The 21,093-nt window shown below is 41.0% G+C and carries 1 protein-coding gene; it reads right to left on the reverse strand.

Going from position 1 to position 21,093, the window contains the following annotated elements:
• Window positions 1-50: 50 nt before the first annotated feature.
• Complete coding sequence (locus G6R09_RS01910; protein WP_163920239.1) at window positions 51-21,011, reverse strand: GEVED domain-containing protein; 20,961 nt, start codon at window positions 21,009-21,011, stop codon at window positions 51-53.
• Window positions 21,012-21,093 lie beyond the last annotated feature (82 nt).

The following is a 21,093-nucleotide window of genomic DNA, read 5'->3' on the forward strand; positions in this document are numbered from 1 at the left end:
ATTGAGTGAAATGCGTTACGCAAACCTGCATTGCAAAATAATAATATTTATTACTCGATAATTATTTGATATTTAACAGTACCACTTTCTCCTGGTTGTAATTCATTCGTCAGCGTCCACTTCACTTCACCTTGATAACCAAGACCATTGGTACCGTCAGGTGTTGATACTGCACAAGCTAATGATGCTGGTACACCGCTACAATCAACAGCAGTATTCAATGAACTAAAGGCTGGTGTGGTATCAAAGACTGTTATTTCTTTAATTGGTCCACTACCAACATTGCTATAAGTAATAACATACTCTAATACATCACCCGGCTTACCGGTGTTACTAACACTTGCCGCAGAACCTTGAGTAATATTTTGTACCGTTTTCTCAAGTTTTAGCTCACCCGCCCCTGTATATGTGGCGCGAACAGTATCACTATCAACCACTAAACGTGTTACACCATGCCCAGTACCCGTTGAATCCTCAAATACCATATTTGCTTCAATTTCATAATTATACTGAGCGTTAAGTGATGCGTTCGCTGGCACAAATACCTTACTAATTAAGCAAATAGCGGTATTACCCGTGACAGATACTGGTGCAGTTATACTTGCATCAACCCCATCAACATTGCCATTACAGTTATCATCGAGATAAAGCACAGAGCTCCAACCATCGTTTGCGGGTTCAACATTCACATTAATAATAGAGAAGTCAACAGTACCAGATGTCGCAGCTGTAAACTTATGCTCAAACATAACAGGCTTACCTGGTTCTGCTTCAGTGAAGTTATCAGGCTCCATACGTGGTTCTTTAACTTTACCGAAGTTAAGTTCAGTAATAATATCTCCAGCATTAGCATTAACTACCATGTCACTGTCCGTCACCAAGGTACTGGTAACTTGTGAAATAGTCGTCACATCTGATTCACTAATATCAATCCAATCTGCTTGTTTAACAACATTGAGTGATAAATTCTTATTGGCAAAATCAACACCAATTTCAAATTGATATGAACCATCACCCGATGTAACTTCAGTGGCAATAATATCGCCATTATTAATACCAGTAACACCAGTGTCTTTAAAGGTCACATTAACCGTAAAGTTGCCTAAACCAATTTCACCACCGTCGATAACACCATCATGTGCCGCTGTTGCTCCACCAATACCGTTATCTTCAAATACAAAGCCACTTAAAATAATACGATTAAGTAACTCAAACCAGTGATCTTCGACCTCACCATCAGCAGCTGCGCCCTCAGGCGTATTACAGCTACCTGCGGCAGAACATAGGCGTATTCTCATTACTGTATTGCCATTAAAGCCGGCTGCAGTGGTGGCATCAAGTGTAATGGGGATAGTGTTATTACCCGTTATAACGGCTTGATCATTAACAAGCTGTTCATTCGCATCGGTGAAGTCTTCATTATTATTCAAATCAACCCAAATACTAATGAAACCATTACCCACAACGTTGATCGGTAAGTTTGTTGCTGTTTCGACCACTATTTGTGTTGGAATATTCAGATCTTCATCATCTTGACCATGAACATCATCACCCGACGCATCAACAGTACTCCACTGGCTGAACTCAGGGTCCCAACGACTACCAAGCATTAAATCAGCACTACCATCAAGAGCGGCATCAAAGTATGCGTGACTTGCAATACCGTAGTTTGCATCAGCATCACCATAGTCAACAGCATCATAACAACCTGCTGCATCATTACCTTGGAGTGATTCTGCATCTGTTGCTGTCACAAATTCAATTTCAGCTAATGGTAAGTTAATACGGTAAATGACCGAGCGCTTATCAAGGTCAATCGCACCACTTTGGTTAGTGTCATGATTACCACCATTGGTGATAGCATAAAGACTTAATGCATTATCAATAATCAACCCACCAGCTTGAAGCTTATTGTTAACATCTAGCGTTGGCTCGCTGCCGAAGTAAACTAAGTCTTGCTGTGCAATCGCACCAGAAGTTAAATCAACGCTATAGAGATTACCACCAACCAGATCAACCATGTAACCTAAGCCTGTTTGTGGACTAATGGCTAAATCAGCCCCGACTTCAATTGCACCGCCTGTTAACGAGCCACCCATTGCTGCAATATCAATATTCACCACAGTAAACGTTTGACTATTAAGGTCAATTTTCACTAATGAGTCCCATGTTGTACGCCATACAACTAGAGTGTTACCGTCTATTGTGACGTCACCCATTGTTGGTGAGCTTAATACGGTTGCAGTTGAGCTATAACCTGAATGACGCAAGCTATCTCCTTCAACAAAGTCAAAGCTTTCTCCATCAGTTAACCGACGTATCGTGGCATTACCTGCGGCAGTAATTGGTCCTAAATCAATAAAGCTAGTACCTGTTTTATCTGTCACAAATAAGTGATGGATGCGATCTGTTTGTGACATATCGGTAAAGGTACCGTAAATAAGGCCACTCGTTCGATTAAAGCCAATCGCGTTAATATTGTTAATATTTGGCTGATTAGTAATAACAATAGGACTCACAATATCAGTGAAAGAAATTGGATTACTGGTCACATCAATCGCATTAAAATTATAATCCGTCGTAGCAATAGGTTTCTGAGTTTGAACAATCAAGTCACAAGTGCTATTACCCACTAAATCAGAAATTAGAATTCGATAATCCTCAACCTCACCATCGAATGCCATACCCGTTGGTTGACTACACTCAGTGCCGCTACATAAACGAACTCGTAAGTAGCTATAACCAACGGTTGCATCGCTAGGGATTGGAATAGTAAAACTATTACTACCAATAGCTGCATTAGGCTCGGTTACAATTTTCTCATTAGCATCATCCCAATCACCATCAAGATTGAAATCTAACCATGCATGAAGCTGCTGGCCTGTTGATGTACGAGCTGCATCTTCAAGTACCATTATTTCAAGGTTAAAATCATCACCTTTGGTAGCAGATAGCAATGCGTTAATACCGTCTTCATCGTCAAAGTTATTGTTGTCATCTGCGAGTGCACCAATATCTTGTAAATCACCAAGATCAGCATCCCACTCATCACCAAGACGTAGATCTATCGCTCCATTATCATCAGTATCCGCTTGTACATGCATCGCTCCATCATTTTCATAAATCGTGGTGTAGTTATTAGGTCCAGTGCCTACCGTGGTATCTGGTGCATCACCTAAATCAGAACCCAATACATTTGGCGCATGAGTGAAACACCCTTTTTGAAGGTTATAACCATCTCCTGTACTACCTGTAAATCCAAACCGAACCATCCTCGTTCCAATATCCACACGAATATCACGCGTAAATTGACCAATCACAACACCATCCATGTAATAGGTAAAGATATTGGTTGTTGGATCCCACTCAAATTGCGCAATATGGTAACGACCATCTTCAAGCTCTCCACCATTGACTGAAGTGGCTGGAATAAGTGTATTCGCAGCGCTTGGTGTATAAACATCACCATTTAAATACACGCCGGTATGGTCAATATATTGCCCACCTAACGCATCGTCTGTTGCACCGATATAGGTATTATCAAAAGTATCAAACTCAAACACGATGGACGGTGATACAGCCGTTGAACCAAAGAGATCACTGACACCTAAACCGCCACCAAATGCTCCAACTGCATTTAAATCACGAGAATCGGCAGAGAGGACAAACGTCATACCATCAGCCCCTGACTCAATGCCATTTGGACAACCCGTATTACAAGTACGATCACCTAAATAAACAGCAAGCTCAGCATAAAGTGGTTGATTTAAATCAATGAAACCATAGCTCCATAAATAGCCTTGCTGATTAGTTTGGCTTTCAGTCACAATGTACTCACCATTTGCTGATTGATAAGCATCGCCACCTTCAAATACCACTGGCGCATCACACGCACCAGGCTGAATAATATTAGTAATCACTGGAGTAACGATATCTGTATCGTCTTCACCATTACCAAAACCATTATTCGGGGTTGAATCAATATCGATAATATCGGTTGCAATAATTTCAGCATTAATACTTGGTGCCGACATATCTTGTGGTGCAAGGCGAATAATCGCGTAATCATTAAACCCAAGTCCAATCGTACCCAAATCGAGTTCACCCGTTAACGGATCATAGGTAGTAATTTCGGTGACACCATCACCCGCATAGGCTTTAACAAAACTGTATCCTGCCGGTATAGGTAGGGTTACTTTAGTATTTGCAGCAACTGTTGTTCCCTTATTCTCTACACTCACGATAACGTTAAATGGAATACCTATTGTTACGTTAACACTTGGATCCAGAGTTAAATTCAACTCAAGATCACCTACTGGCAGTAAGCTAATCGCATGATCTTCCACTTCACCATCTTCTACACTGCCCGTTGGCGTATTACAGCTAAAGCTACTTGAACAAGTACGTAATCGAACAAAGCTATTTATCGGTTGCACATCAGCCGGTACAGTAAAGTCGAGTTGTACATCACCATCAGCTGAAAATACAGCTGTCGCGTATTCATCGGCATCAAACGAACCATCACCATCAAAATCAATCCAACCATGAAGATTATCATTACCCGATGTCACGACAGGAACCGTCAGTGATACCACGTCATCTTCGACAAGGAAGCCATTGATTTGTGGCTGGGTAAAACCGTCTTCATCATCAGGAACAAGGCCATTGGCATCATCACCATTAGCAGTCGCCGTTGGTTGACCATCATTTTCATTATCAGGTCCGATTGCGCCGATAAATGGCAATCCAGTGTCAGTTTGGTGACGAGGTCCCATATCAGCAAGATCTGTCGCGTAACCTAATGTTGTTGGTGCATCACCATAATCAGTTGGTACTGGCGCATAACGACAACGCGCGCCATCATTGCCTGATGCTGCTACTCCATCCCCACTATTAATTGCTTGCCTTAAATCAGCGGCAGGTGCGCTGAGGTTAGATAAGTCAAAACGCCATAAGCTACCATCAGCATTCACTGAGGCATATGCAAAGCCTAAATTATCAAAATAGAAGGCACCCACAGCACCACTAGCTGGAACGATATTCGTTTGGCCAATATTTGTCGCTGATGCGGTATAGGTTGAACTTGCTCTATCTGCAATAAAATCAATACGATAGAGTTTCTTATCAGAGTCAACTCCCCAAGCAGTATTGGTATCAAGTGGATGAATCGCAAAATCACCAAGGGCAACATTCATTGATGCAGAGCGATCTAAGTATTGTCCATACGTCACCGAGTTAACATTAACATCAACAAAGTACATTCGACGACCCGTTGCAGCATCAGAGATAAGTATTAAAATATCATCATCTGTCACATCACCCGAAGAAAACGAAATACCGTTTAATTCAGGAATATTGAAACTCAATACTTCTTCATTATTACGGTTAATTGCTACAACATCGGAGCCAATACCGCTTTCATTCTTACCATAAACACCCCAAATTAAGTTCTGCGCGATACTATAACCAATCGCGTTATAGGTTTTCGACGACGCTGCTCCTAATTCAGTTTCATCAGCAGTCACTAAATTGATTTGATACAACTCAGATGGCGAATTCTTCGCCAAATAAGCACTCGTATCACAGGTTGGGTATTCATTCGTGTATTGCTTATCAGCAAAGTCATGATTAACACTGGTTGTCATTACCCCAATATCATGAACATTAGGATTTACAGAGATATAATTTGGCGGATCGCTAATATCACGACCAAGTGCTGTCCCTGTTACAGGGTCGATAGTGCCTATGCTTGGAGGCCCTGCACTACAATCAAGCGGTGGTGTAATACCATCAGTTTCATACAGTGCGTAATCTTTATTTAATTCGCCATCAAAGCTGTAATAACCAACATCAGCATTATCAATGTTGCCATCACCATTAACATCAGTAGTGCCATCACTGGTTAATACTGACGTACATACATTATCCGTTTTATTATAAAGCGTGACATAAACGTTGGTAATACCAAGCTCATCGCCGTCTTTAATTGCATTGGTAGAGGTGCCTGTTGAACCACCGTTATCATTAAATACATAACCGGTAATTACTGGACTAATAGTAATCGGATGATCTTCAACTTCACCATTTGATACCGAATCGTAAGCTCGATCATCACTATCTAAACCATCTGCATCAACCAATGTATCATTGGTTATCCTTAAACGAATATAACTATCACCAGCACCTGTTCGTTGTAGCCCTGTCCAATTAAGCGATGATGTGCCATCAGCTGTTGCGGAGGTGTCATCACAAGCACTTGATGTATATTCAGATACTTCAAAGTCACCATTAACATTCGCATCAACCCAAGCATGAACTGTTGCGCCAAGATCGCCACTACCACTACTAAAGTCATTACAGGCGACATTCAAACTAAAATCATTACTTGATAAGCTTAATGTTCCTGTAATAGCATCTTCATCATCTGGGGTTGTTCCTTTGGTATCATCATCAGAACCATTACCATTAACATCAGCACCATCACCAAACGCATCTGTATCACTATCTGGTGCGCTACTACCTAAGTAAATAAAGCCATCAATCGCGTGAGAAGGTCCATTAGATACAGCCCGCGTTTTGTAATCACCTAACGTTGTACCAACATTGGCATCAGGCGCATCACCATAATCACAAGCTACCCCATTCATTGCAACAACGTTTATTTCACCAAAAATATGTCGCTGAGATGCAGGATCATTGTTATGACCTGTATGAGCAAAATAAATGCCCTGACTTGGGTCAAACGTTTGATCGCCAGCCATTACAGGGGAAGTTTCAATAATAGAACCATCATCATTCATTGTAATGACTTGCATCGTGACACTATTGTCGCTTTGAACAAACATATTTAAGCGGTAACGTTTATAAGCCGTTGTCATGTATCCCGCAGAATTTGACATTACGGTCACAGGTGATTGGCTATAACTCGAAACGGTGGTGTTCGTGCCATTCCACAGCGCATCTACACCTAAATAAACAGCATTATCACCGATTAAGACGCCATTCATATTAGTATGATCAGTGAGCCAAAATAATGCATCACCATCACCCGAATTTAAATTTCTTAACCGCATTTCTACTTCAATACCTATCGGGTAAGTAATCTGTTGATTCGGTGCTAGAATTTCCAATTCAAATCGTTTTGAAGGCTGACCACTTCCCGCTTGTGATTGCAGTTCATCTCCAACAACAGTGACTCCCGAAAAGCCATCCGCAGGATCGTTGTTATAACCATCAAGCTGGGTGATTTTCTCACCCGTTTCAGCACTATTTGACACCGCACAATAGACTTGAGGGATAGTCGGCTCTATTTCAACAACTAATATCTGATCTTCAATTTCTCCTGCGCCACCATTACCAAATGAGCGAGGATCTTCTGAGCTACCGCTTACGCTGTCAGATAGTAGTTGATCACTAATCCTAACGCGTAAATAGTACTCATCCATTGACGACAATGCTGGCAATGTATTCCACAACATAGACGTCTCAACATTTGTACTGCCTGTTGAAATAATGATCGGAGCACCTGCACTAGCACCACCGCCAACAAATTCATCTTTATCAAAGGTTCCGTTATTATCCCAGTCAACCCAAGCATACAAATAGGCATCAGAACCAGATGTATTGTTAACGAGTTGATTGTAAGAAAAAGCAGTGCTTGTTTCATAAAGGGCGGTAACACCTAAAGAATCTTCATCATCGGTTCCGTCTACATCGTCCCCATCAGCATTGGTTGATTGCATACCTTCAGATTCATCGTCAGGGGCTGTTGTACCAATGTATATATTGGTCGTCCCATCGTTTACGTGATACGGCCCGTTATCATTACTAAGCGTTCGATAATTACCTACGCCATTACCAACACCCAAGTCAGGCGCATCACCGTAATCATATTCAGGAATAGTATTACAACTAGAGACATCATAATGACCTGTATCAAATGTCCAATTAGTAGCCGTTGGAATATTTTCAATTGTAAAAGTGATCGCCTGCCCAGCAGATAACGTAAAGACTGGATATGCAAGCCCAGCAGAGCCACCATCAACATGCTCTCGTCTAAGCTCTAAAACGGTATACGTTTGCCCTGGTAAAATATCAACACCATCAGGATCATAGTCAGTAGTAACATGATTACCAGTTCCTGAGATTGGTGGTCTTAAATAAGTTCGCCCTTGGCCAAAGTTTCCAGACACTCGCAGAGTTGTATCATCGCTATAAAAGCCTGTTTGCCAGAAGTTATTTATCTCGATAGAAATTGCATTACTTTCATAACCTGCTGCTGGTAAATATTGATACGTAACTTCAACTTTTCCATTAGTCACTGTTGGGAAATGAGTGCGATATTGCGCGACATCTCGAACAATTAATGAATCAGTTCGGTGATTATAAAAACCAACAAATCCACTATTTGCTTGATCAATCGTATCATTATGCGTCGCTTGTAAACGACCAATCGTAGGTCCATCTTTACGAATTAAATTAGCAGACCATTGGTTACTCGTAAATTGTTCACTATAACTGCCATTACTACCCGTCCAATGCATATAATGAGTAGTCGAATTTTCAAAGGTATCTGTTACACAAACAGCGTTAACAAGCGTTGACGGATCAATTATGGTAAGAAGATGATCTTCCACTTCACCAGTTGATGCTGCACCAAATGAACGCGGATCTTCGTCACTTCCTGTAGGACTACCTGTTAACACCACATCAGACAAACGCATACGTACATAATATGTCGCACCTGTTGTTAAGCTTGGTAACGTATTCCAAGTAATGGTTGCTGATGTATCGCTATTCGCAACTGTTAATGGCATGCCAGATACAGCCTCATCAGCATCAAAACGTCCATTATTGTTCCAATCAACCCAAGCATATAAATACGCATCACTGCCTGTGGTATTAGTCACTTTCACTGGCATGCTATATTCAGCGGCGGTATTGACTAATTCAACCTGAGAAAGACCATCTTCATCATTATTAGTATCAAGATCATCACCTTGCGCCAATAACTGATCAACACCTAATGCATCAGATTCGCCATCTGTCGCATTGGTACCTAAGAATAAATCAGTTGAAATTGAATGACTTGGACCATTGTCGGCTTTCGATGTTCGGTAATCTTGCGTGTTGATACCAAGAGTTGAATCAGGCGCATCACCGTAATCTGTTATTGAAACCGTTCCTCCTGTGAAATCACAATACGCATACACTTCAGGTAAACTTTCTACCCCGAGACTGCCTGGTAATGTCAAACTGGTTATGTAAGTTGGTGTCGTCGCCCAATTTTCAATAACATCTAAATTCGTTCCACGCCACGCATATAAGCGACCATCAGGACCAAATTTCAATGAGTTGACAGTGCCAGGCATGCCACTTACTGCGGTAACAGTATCCGTCGTGATGTCATAATAAGTCAGAGGACCGTTGTCACCACCGCCAGCATTTTCAAAGAATACACGTTGACCATCAGGAGAGAATCTTGGTGATGACCCCACTCTAGCAATGGTATCCGTTACTGAAATAACATTAATTATCTGACCAGTATTCGCATCGAAATCACCAATGAAGATTGCACTAATACCATCTTTTGCAATAGCTAACTTACCTGTAACTGGTGAGTAATCCATTGCCCCTTTACTATTGGAACCATTTGAGCCTGGCACTGAACTAGTAACAGGTGTGAAAGATATACCGGTTGATGTCAATGCATAAGCCTGTAATTGACCACTTTGATTAAGTGTTAATAACCACGAGTCCGAACGATTACTATGTGGCACAACTAATTGAGATTCTAATCCGGAACTACTTTGAATTGTTCCTAGGTTACTGATAATGGATGTTGAAAAATCCAACTCGCCTGCACTGATTTGAGAGAAGTTGTTACCAAAAATATAGAACTTATTAAGATCACCACCTGGCTTGGGTGTAATTGCAATAGGGAAATCAGCAGAAGCACCCGTTGGGAACGGAACAGATAAAACAGCATTGGTTTGACCATGGTAAATATTACTACCATCACCATAAACAATTACTTCACCATTAAGAGGATCTGTGATGGTTACTGTACCTTCTGTCGCACCAGCGCCCGTTGCCATGTTCGTACCATTGGCTTGTGTAATGGTTGGATAGCCGCTTCCATCTGGATTAGTGAAATCGATAATTGCTCTATTACCACCTTGCACCCACCATTTCTGGGTAAGATCTGCGCTATTTTCACAATTTTGGATGACATAGCTTGTAGCCACCACTAATTCATGATCTTCAACTTCACCATCCGTTGCTGCACCAATTGAACGGCTATCTAAAGCATCACCCGTATTAGCATCGGTTAATGTGTCTGTGGTTATTCGCACACGCATAAAGGTGTTAGCTGTGCTTACAGGGCTCCAACCAGACCATGTTAATGTCGCACTACCATCACCACTTCCGGTATCGCTACACGTTACAGGTGCTGCGGCTTCTGTAGTTTCAAACACGCCATCTTGGTTAAGATCAATCCAAGCATAGATGTTGGCACCATCACCATTACAGGCAATTTCTTTGCTATAGCCTGTTGCATTAGTTTCAATGTTAATGGGTGTTGCAAAAGCATCTTCATCATTTGTTCCAGATGAAATATCATCAGCCGTTGCATCACTGTTTTGTAAAGTCCCATCATCAGTATCTGGTGCGATAGTACCTAGATAAACGGTTGCACCAGTCCCTGGTACGGTATGAGATGCACCACCTGTCGCGGCGAGTGTTAAATAATCACCGCCACTACTCGCATTACCATCATCWGGCGCATCACCGTAATCAATACTTGATACGATACAATTTTCATCAAACGCACCCACTATTTTTGTTGGTTGAGCTGAGTTTCTATCATTGTGATAAACAATACGATAAATTGCCTGACCACCTGTATCAGCCGTGGTTAATACAATCGGTGGGTTATATGGCGTAGACATACCGAACGTATTAGCTTCTACCTGTGTTTTTCTTCCTATCTCATTATCGTTAATATCGTAAGCAATAAGTGTTAACACCGTTCCACCATCACCTGAGCTGTCAGGTAAAACGCCCGCTTCTGTTACTGGACGCACAGAACCATCAGTATTTACAAACTTRACATTAAGTGCTCTAGAAAACATTCCAAAGCCCATTCCTGGCGCTGTCACTACTGATGAATTTTGTAAGAAACTTAGTGGTGAACTCTTATTTGCACTAAAGATTTCAACACCATAACGTCGGTATTCTTCTTTAGGATATTGACCTATATCTAAATGAGCAGTGACATCGGTACCTGTCGTTGCTATTGACGTACCTACCGTTGATACATTCGTAATACAATCGGCAATCGTGACTTGATGATCTTCAACTTCACCATCCGTTGCTGCACCAATTGAACGGCTATCTAAAGCATCACCCGTATTAGCATCGGTTAATGTATCTGTCGTAATACGTACCCGCATAAAGGTATTAGCTRTGCTTACAGGRCTCCAACCAGACCAYGTTAACGTCGCACTACCATCACTACCTCCGGTATCGCTACACGTTACAGGTGCTGCGGCTTCTGTGGTTTCAAACACACCATCTTGGTTAATATCAATCCAAGCGTAGATATTAGCGCCATTACCATTACAGGCAATTTCTTTGCTATAGCCTGTTACATTGGTTTGCATTTGTACAGGTGTTGCAAACGCATCTTCATCATCTGACCCTGTCGATATATCATCAGCCGTTGCATCACTGTTTTGTAAAGTGCCATCATCAGTATCTGGTGCTATCGTACCTAGATAAACGGTTGCACCAGTCCCTGGTACGGTATGAGATGCACCACCTGTCGCGGCGAGTGTTAAATAATCACCGCCACTACTCGCATTACCATCATCAGGCGCATCACCGTAATCAATACTTGATACGATACATTCTTCAATCAATGCACCAACAATACCGATAACTGACGCTGAGCTACGATCATTGTGATAAGCAACACGGTGAATCGGTACACCACCCGTATCTGCGGTAGTCAATATAATTGGTGGGTTAATATTACTGTTATTGTGCGTATTGGCTTCGGTGATTGTTTTAGAGCCAATTTGATTATTGTTAATATCAAATGCCACTAACGTCAGTTGGGTTGCGCCATCACCCGCTTGATCAGGCACAATACCCACAGCGTTCGCGGTACGTTTACTACCATCGGTATTGACTAAATCAATTGACAATGCCCGATCACCAACCCAGAAAATACCTGGTTGGCCGCCATCAGTGTTAATCAATGCATTTTCACGGAATGGATAGTTACCTGATTTGTGTGATTCATAAATTTCAACACCAAATGGACGATAGACCTCTTTAGCTGGACGACCAGCAGATTGGGATTCGGCAGGGCTAACGTAATCACTAAATCCTGTCGATACAGAGGTTACACAATCTGCAATTGTGACTTGATGATCTTCAACTTCACCATCGTTTGCCATACCAATTGAACGGCTATCTAAAGCATCACCTGTATTAGCATCGGTTAATGTATCTGTCGTAATACGTACCCGCATAAAGGTGTTAGCTGTGCTTACAGGGCTCCAACCAGACCACGTTAACGTCGCACTACCATCACCACCTCCGGTATCGCTACACGTTATAGGTGCTGCGGCTTCTGTGGTTTCAAATACGCCATCTTGGTTAAGATCAATCCAAGCATAGATGTTGGCACCATCACCATTACAGGCAATTTCTTTGCTATAGCCCGTTGCATTAGTTTGAATTTGTACAGGTGTTGCAAAGGCATCTTCATCATTAATACCTGAAATCCCTTCATTACTATCATCTGCTGTAGCATCGCTATTTTGTAGTGTCCCATCATCAGAATCTGGTGCAATAGTACCAAGATAGACTGTCGCGCCAGTATTAACGATTGCGTGAGCAGCACCACCTGTCGCGGCTGTAGTTAAATAATCATTACCACTGTTAGCATCACCATCATCGGGTGCATCACCATAATCAAGATCGCCAGCACCAACAATAAAGTTTGCAGAGAATTCTGATGTTTGACCTGGTACTTGACCAGTTCCTACAGCATGATCGGAGAAACTAATCGCACCAATTGTATCTCCAACAGAGAGCCCACTAACGTTAACTGTACCGCTAAACGTTCCATTGGTTTGCTGAGTCAAACTGCCAAGATAAGTAACACCCTCACCGTAGGTTAACCCTGTAATTTCATTACCAATATTAGGCATGAAACTCCAACCACCAACTGGGCTTGCTGTTGTTGAAGAAGTACTGGTATCAGTTGCATCTCCACTAACGATATAGAATTGAATTTCATAGCTATTTTCGCTAACAAATGCACCATTACAATGCTTACCTTCAACGGTTAAGGTATTACCGCTCAATTCTGCTTTTTCAATTAATGGTAACGCTGGCCCCGTAACTGTAGGTGTACCATGATAGGTTGCTAAATAACAACGTCGGCTATCTCCCTGGTGAGGATTAGTATCTATACCATCCTCTTCGCCAATATCGATAGCAATACCACCATTATTACCAAATTGGTTTTTGCTTATTTTAATACCACGACCTAAACCTGGTGCATAATCGATACCATTAACACCCGCAGCGCCATTTATTACCTTATTGTATTCGGCCACAATACTTGACCCATAACCTAAACTAATACCTGAATGAGGGTACCATTCTGATACATGCGCATTATCATAAGCCGTATTTGATTTATCAAAGAAACCTTGAGTATTGGTAACCGTATTTTGTAAAATATCAAGATAAGACGCACCAGATGCATTATCGATACCTGCAAATTTAGCATTATCAATATAGTTACCTTTGATGGTGGTGGCGTTAGTTCCGCGATCAAGCACGATACCAGAACCATCAACATCAATAATATAATTATCAGAAATAACAAACTTATCACGAGGATCTAATGGGCCAGTGATATACCAAATAATAATGGCTGTATCCCAAGTGTTAGCAAAATAGTTACTGTCTATTTCACCAGAGCCGTCGTAATCAATTTCTCCCCCCCAATTAATACCATTATTGATAATAGCACCACGGTATAATTGATTTGCAGCTTCCACACCCGTTGGTAGCACACCAATAACATTATTATTAAAGTCAAAGTCTTGGATTGCATCTCGAGCGAAGAACGCAGGGCCAGATACAGTGCCATCACTATCATCTGAATATACGCCCATATTCTGCACCGTAATATTATGGACATTTGAGGTGGTTTCTATTGCAGCACAGCCACTCCAACTAATAGATTCTGCATTGGTCTGTGCATAAAAACTACGGCCACAAGTATTATTACGAAGGTGATTAATAGCAAAATCTGGTGCATCGACTTGAGAAATTGTTCTCGTATTCCAGTCTGCCCCCACAGATGTCACTGGACCTAATAACGATGGATCTTCATTCCTGTCTGCGTTACCGTCCTTGTAATCATAGGCTTTACCATCAATAGTGGTATCACTGTCTGTTAATGCAGTAAAAGATGTCGTATCCGTCGTTGATGTTTCCCACCACGTTGCACGGTTAGGCGAAACGGCTGGCACAAAACGCATAACATTCGGACCACTGTAAGCATTCGCATTTTGTAAGAACTGTTCATAAGAACCAGTGCCACTACTTTCTGTATTAACAACAACATTAAAGCTAAACCCGAAACTTAAATTTCCAAGTACTTGTATTTGCGAATCAAGTAAGAAGCCCGTAACGTGCTCTCTCGTTCCAGCATCGGTTTTATCATCTGCAGCCGTTGCTGATTTACCCCCATAGCAGGCATCGTTAAAATGCGTAGTATCAGAAGATAATATACTCCCACCACTACCATCAGCACAGTATGATTGAATTCCCCATGTTTGAGGTATCTGGAATTGAGTTGCCATACCAAATGTCTGCTCTGCAACCAGTCCAGTACTACCATTGCTTGAGACAATTGGTGCATCAGGGGCAATCCAATACACACCCGTTCCGAGACCTGTAAATTCATAATCACCATTTGCGTCTGTTGTCACTGTACTGACCAACGTATCGCCACTATTTGGCAAGTTATCGCCATCATCAAAGTATATCGTCACTATCACATTTGATAGACCACGTTGATCACCTGTATTATCATTAAAAACCACATCGCCATCATAGAAGATACCATCGCCAGTTATGTCTTCAAAAACAGTACCATTAACTGAAAATGTACCAGTAGGAGGTGCACTTGAAGGGGCGTAATCTCGATAATCAAGATCAAGTTGGAGCGGTACTATTGCACCATCTACCGCATCATTGTCAGCATCACCAAAGATAGTTTTTAGATGTGCAACAGTACTCGCTGTCACTTCATCTGTCGGGCTCCAATTACCTGGCGCTGAGCCAATAACACTTGAATCATCAATTGAATCAAAAATATCTAATAAACCATCACCATCAGTATCGGTTGTACTGGTTATTGTATTAGGATGGCCAGCACCATTTTCAATAAGGTCAGACATACCGTCACCATCTGAATCATCATCAATATAATCAGGAATGGTATCACTATCGCTCGGCGCACTTTGGTCAGTATTAACAGGTGTGAGGCCCAAACCACCGGTACTACTTGTTGTAAGGTAAGCAGTATTTAAACCATCATTAGCAATGTATTGTGCAAAGCTATTTACATTAGGAAGAATATAATCATCTGACGTTTGGGCTTCGATATTATCTGGAATACCGTCATCATCTGCATCAATATCTCGGTGATGCCCAGCTTGTGTTACATCAAGGTCTTTAGTTAATAACTCCACCCCACAAATCGCAAAATCATTACCTTGACCACTGTTATTACTCCCACTAGCAACAAAGTTATTACGTACAGCAATGGTTGTTAATGGCTCATTTGATGATGGCGTGTAATCAAACGTATAATAATATTCACCATTAACGATGGTTTCATTAGGATTAATAATTTGGTTGTTAATTACACCTTGTGTTTTTGTCATTGTCGTTTGAGACATTAACACGCGTAAACGGTATGTGACGCCTGCTTGTAAGGTTGTAGAAGGCAGATATTGTGATTTAACACGATAAAATTCGTCATTAAATGATGTAGCTGTTAATCCTTGTCCAGCACAACGACCTGCAGTATCAAACTCATTACACAATGTTAAATATGCGTAATAACGACCACTGGTACAACTACCACCATAACCTTGCCAAGTATTATTCACTTGGTTACCGGTGTTACTGCCCATTCCATGTTGACCTGCACATGCCAATGCATTACCCGATGGATTACTATCACCAACACCACCAACATGAGATGGCGCATAGTAGAAGCCATCACCAGTATGTTTAACTAACGGGCACTGATTTGAATCATTGACGTTGGCTGCATCAAAATAGTCACGATAAAGATAATTAGGATCGAACCCCAACTCATCAATATCTAGAATACCGTCATTATCATCATCAATATCGATTGAATCAGGCACACCATCACGGTCAAAGTCTGATTCTGTTGAACCACCACCAGTACCACCACTTGCAACAACGCGAATCGAGTAATCTTCTATCTCACCATGGGTGAACGCGACACCAAGTGCTCGAGGATCTTCCTCTGCAACTGTGGCACCCGCTAACGCTAATTTAGTCTCAGACAAACGGAAGCGAATACCATAATGCTGATTCAACAGTGGCCAACTTGTAATATTATCCCAAGTGATACTGTAATTTGTTGCTGAACCGCCATTATCAGGAATAACTATCGCACCATCATCAGCAATACTGCCAACTGAAGTTAGCTCACCAACATCTAATTGGCCATTATGATCGGCATCTAGCCATGCATATAGATACGCATCTGCTCCTGTATTATTTGATACAGGAATATCAAAGGTCACTAAATTATCTGTTTCATTCACTGTCACTTGCGGTGCTGGTAATGCATCTTCATCATCACGTATTGCCGTTGGTGTACCGGTGTTATCATCCTTGTTCGCATATGACGATGTATAAGTGGTGTTATATGTTGATGTATTGTAAGGATCCGGATCGGTAGGGTTAGTACCAATAAATAAATCGGCACTTGGGAAATGAGCGGGTCCGTTATCACGTATATGTGTACGATGATCAACCGTTGACGTTGTTGATGATGTTCCATCCGCTGTATCTCGCAAATCTCCCATATCAAAACGACCGAAATACACGCGATGATCTTCAACTGCACCTATTTGTTCTACAACACCTAATGAACGAGGATCTTCATCCGTGCCTGTTGCGCCTTGTAAATCAATTTGCGTTGCCGACAAGCGAATTCGCATAAAGTAATACCCGTTATCAAAATCACTTGGCACAGTGATACGGGTATCCATAATTTCATTCCAAGTGGCATAGAATAATGCCTCACCGACGGTTCCTGAATTCGAAGCAGCTAAACCTTCATCTACTTCAAAAATACCGTTTTTATTCCAATCAACCCATGCGTAGAAAAATGCATCTTGACCTGTCTCATTTGTTAATGGATTAAAACGTACCCAATGATCATCGTCAGCATTACCAACATTAATCACCTTATTTGGATAATAACCAGACAACGCACCTTCATCATCTGTGTCTGTATTATCATCACCGTCAGCGAGTAAAGTAATTAAAGCATCTGATTCAATATCGGTTGGATTTGGGCCCATATATAACTGTGTCGAAGGCAAATGACGTGGACCATTACTTGCCGCTAATGTTTTATAACTTTCTTCGCCATCTAAGCCATCTGGCGCATCACCAAAGTCATAGACAGGTTGTTGACTTGGCTCATCACCATCTCTGAAATCTAAATCTTGAGATAAGGGCTCAAAACCACTTACATCACCATCAACATCACCAAACGAATTCACCCGTTGAGCAATAGACGCAGTTGTTAATTCATCATCGGGATGCCATGCACTTGCGCCACTACTGTCTGTGGCATCAAATATATCCCATAAACCATCACCATCGGTATCAGTATTAGCACCACTGCCTGGGTGAATATTATCAGGGCCATTTTCGGCGATATCTAATACACCATCACCATCAGAATCGGTATCAATATAATCAGGGGTTGTATCAACACGAATAGCAATACTTGACGTAGCATCAGTATTAACTGGGATCAATCCTGGACCACCATTGTTAGTGGTAATATAACTACTATTAACACCGTCATTAGCATTATAAGTTGCCGCATCATCATTTGATGGGAAGATATAATCTTCTGTTGTTTGCGCTTCAATATTATCTGGAATACCATCATCATCAGCATCTATATCTAAGCAATTAGTGATTGAAGCTGCAGTTTGCGCTTGAAATAGCACATTATCAATTGAGAAATCATTACCTGAACTTTCCGTCGTACGATTATAAACACCCCAATCAATGGATGTTTTATTGCCGCTATTCCATGTAAAAGTAAATGTTTTATATTCTGCGGTTGTTATAGATGCAGAACGATCTGGAATATATTGAGCAACAGAGACACCATCGACATAAAAATGAATTTCAGGCTCAACATTCGGCACGGTATTAGATGGATGGCCCTGCAGGTTATTAGTATTAATTTTCACATCGACACTAAATACATAATTAGTATTGGGTTGTACCGGAAGTTTATTTACAGGCTTATAGATATAACCCGCTTGTTTAGGATCGTTAGCTTCACACACATCAGTCGATGGCACACCACCGCCTTGATAATCATGTGTACCAAAAATTAGATAAACATTACCGTTACCATCATCCCAAAGAGTGGTTGTTTCAGAACAACCAGACCCTGCAAGGTAACTACCCACTTGTTGACCTTGTGAATTAGTTGGTGTTGTACCGCCGCCTAAAAATGGCACTACTAAGGTTGGTTCTAACGTATATTGACCAGTCGATTCAAATCCTGTGGCTTCTACTGTTGTTGTATCAATAGCTGCTTGCAGGCTTGGAATTTCATTAAAGGCATCTGCAAAACGTTCAAAGTTTTCGTTATGAACAACACTACAGCCTTCATCAACATCTAAAATACCATCATTATCGTCATCTAAATCACGGCTGTCTGGTACACCATCTTTGTCAAAATCACCACTTGCAACACTTGGTGGTGATGTTGGAACTATAAATTTCTCAATAGTAACTTGGTGATCTTCTATTTCTCCATTCGTTGCATCTGTCGCAAAATTACTGCTACTGTACGAGCGACAACCAAACTCAGAAACACCAGCACTTGGCATGCCTTGTGATACATCAAGCTCTTTAACACCACCTTGCATGGTGTACCGAATACAGCCGTCACCAGCATCGTGTGCAGCATGAAACTGACGATCAGGATCATTTAAATTGGTATAAGTCGTTTGTGTTCCTGTTGCCCAGTTATAAGAAATGGCATTATCTAAACCTGCAAAATAGGTTACCATTTGACCTGAGCTATTAAGTGCAGCGACTTCTTGGAAGTAAACACCATTAGTATTAAAATTAATGCCGTTTAATAACGCATTATTAATTTGTCCTGTGGTTATATCAACACAAATAACCGGATCGATAGAAGCATCACCACCACACACAGCAACAGGGTTTGATGATGAGTCATACGAGACAAAGAAATTATCTCTTTCTGCATCATCTTCTTGTATTAAAAGAAGAATAGGTTGTTGACTATTAAAGTCACTACACATCTCATCATTCGTTGTATCCCAACACATAACAAAACGCTGTCCAGCATTACGTGAATATGCAAAATAGACACGATCACCAATCACTTCAGTTCTGGTGTCTGCCCCTGTCACACCAAGACCAACAATACTTGTAATATCAATAGGATAACCAGAACAATCTGTCATCATGGTTGTGACACACTCAATTTTTGTTGAGTCATCCATCACATACATTTTATTACCGACAAGCCCTGGCATTGAACGACAAGTATGATCTGTGCTGCCACAATTATTGGCAATATCGGTTTTGCCATTGCCAAATGCACCCATGAATGAAACAAAACCACACGAATTATCGGTGTCCATATTCCAACATGACATTCCATACTCCGTTGGAATATAGATTTTATTATTTACAGCAATATGATTACCTTGGTGAGGCGTTCTGGTATTAGCATTGCCTCCTGTATCCAAATGTTTACCATCTGGATTACCAGCGCCATTATCATAACCAGGACACAGTGCGCCCGTTATGATGTCATAACAAAAAACCGCTGGCTCATGTGGATTTCGGTGATGTGCTATTGCATAAACACGAGTTTCATCGCTGTTAGTGAATAACCCATAACTATCATGACCAATATGACCAAGCCCTGTTAGTGAACTACCACTGGCTAAGTCATCTGTTGTGAGGCGAAAACGAGCAAACGTTAGCCCGTCTTGTATTTCAGATAAATCATTCCATACCAAAGTAACATTACTGCCATTTGTACCACTAGGTACGGTAACACTTGCAAATTCATTTGTTTCAAATTGTTGATTTTGGTTTAAATCAATCCAACCATATAAGTTTGCAGTCACACCCGATAAATTAGTTACTTTAACGTCGGTAGAATACGTAGTGTCACCGTCTTCATACGATACAATATGTGATGTAAAAGACTCCTCGTCATCACCATTAGCATCATCTCCAGTTGCATCACTATTTGGCTGACCGTCACTTTCAATATCTGGCGCGACATCACCGATAAATAGATTACTACTTGCGACATGATTAGGGCCACCACTTGATATTATTGTTTTGTAATCATCAGGTGCATCACCAAAATCTTTCGTTGCTAATACTTCTGAACTAAATAACGATACAATAGAAATAAATCCTAAAGAGAGAAAGGATTTAAATATCTTTCGACATGAGTGTATATTTTTACCTACATAATAAAATAGATCTATCCCTATTTTCTTCAATACTGATAATAATCTTATTCCTTGTATAGAAATAAGATAAATAAGTCGGCCTGCCAAACTCATTTTTGATAATATGTCCAAACATTTTGAGTAAAGAGAACTCAACATAATGAGATTCCTTAATAAAGTAATTATCAGTACAAAGAGAAACAGAAAAATATAGACGCCATCGTTATAAAATTAACGAAAA

Source organism: Photobacterium sp. Alg240-V54, from assembly GCF_900537155.1.
Classification (GTDB): domain Bacteria; phylum Pseudomonadota; class Gammaproteobacteria; order Enterobacterales; family Vibrionaceae; genus Photobacterium.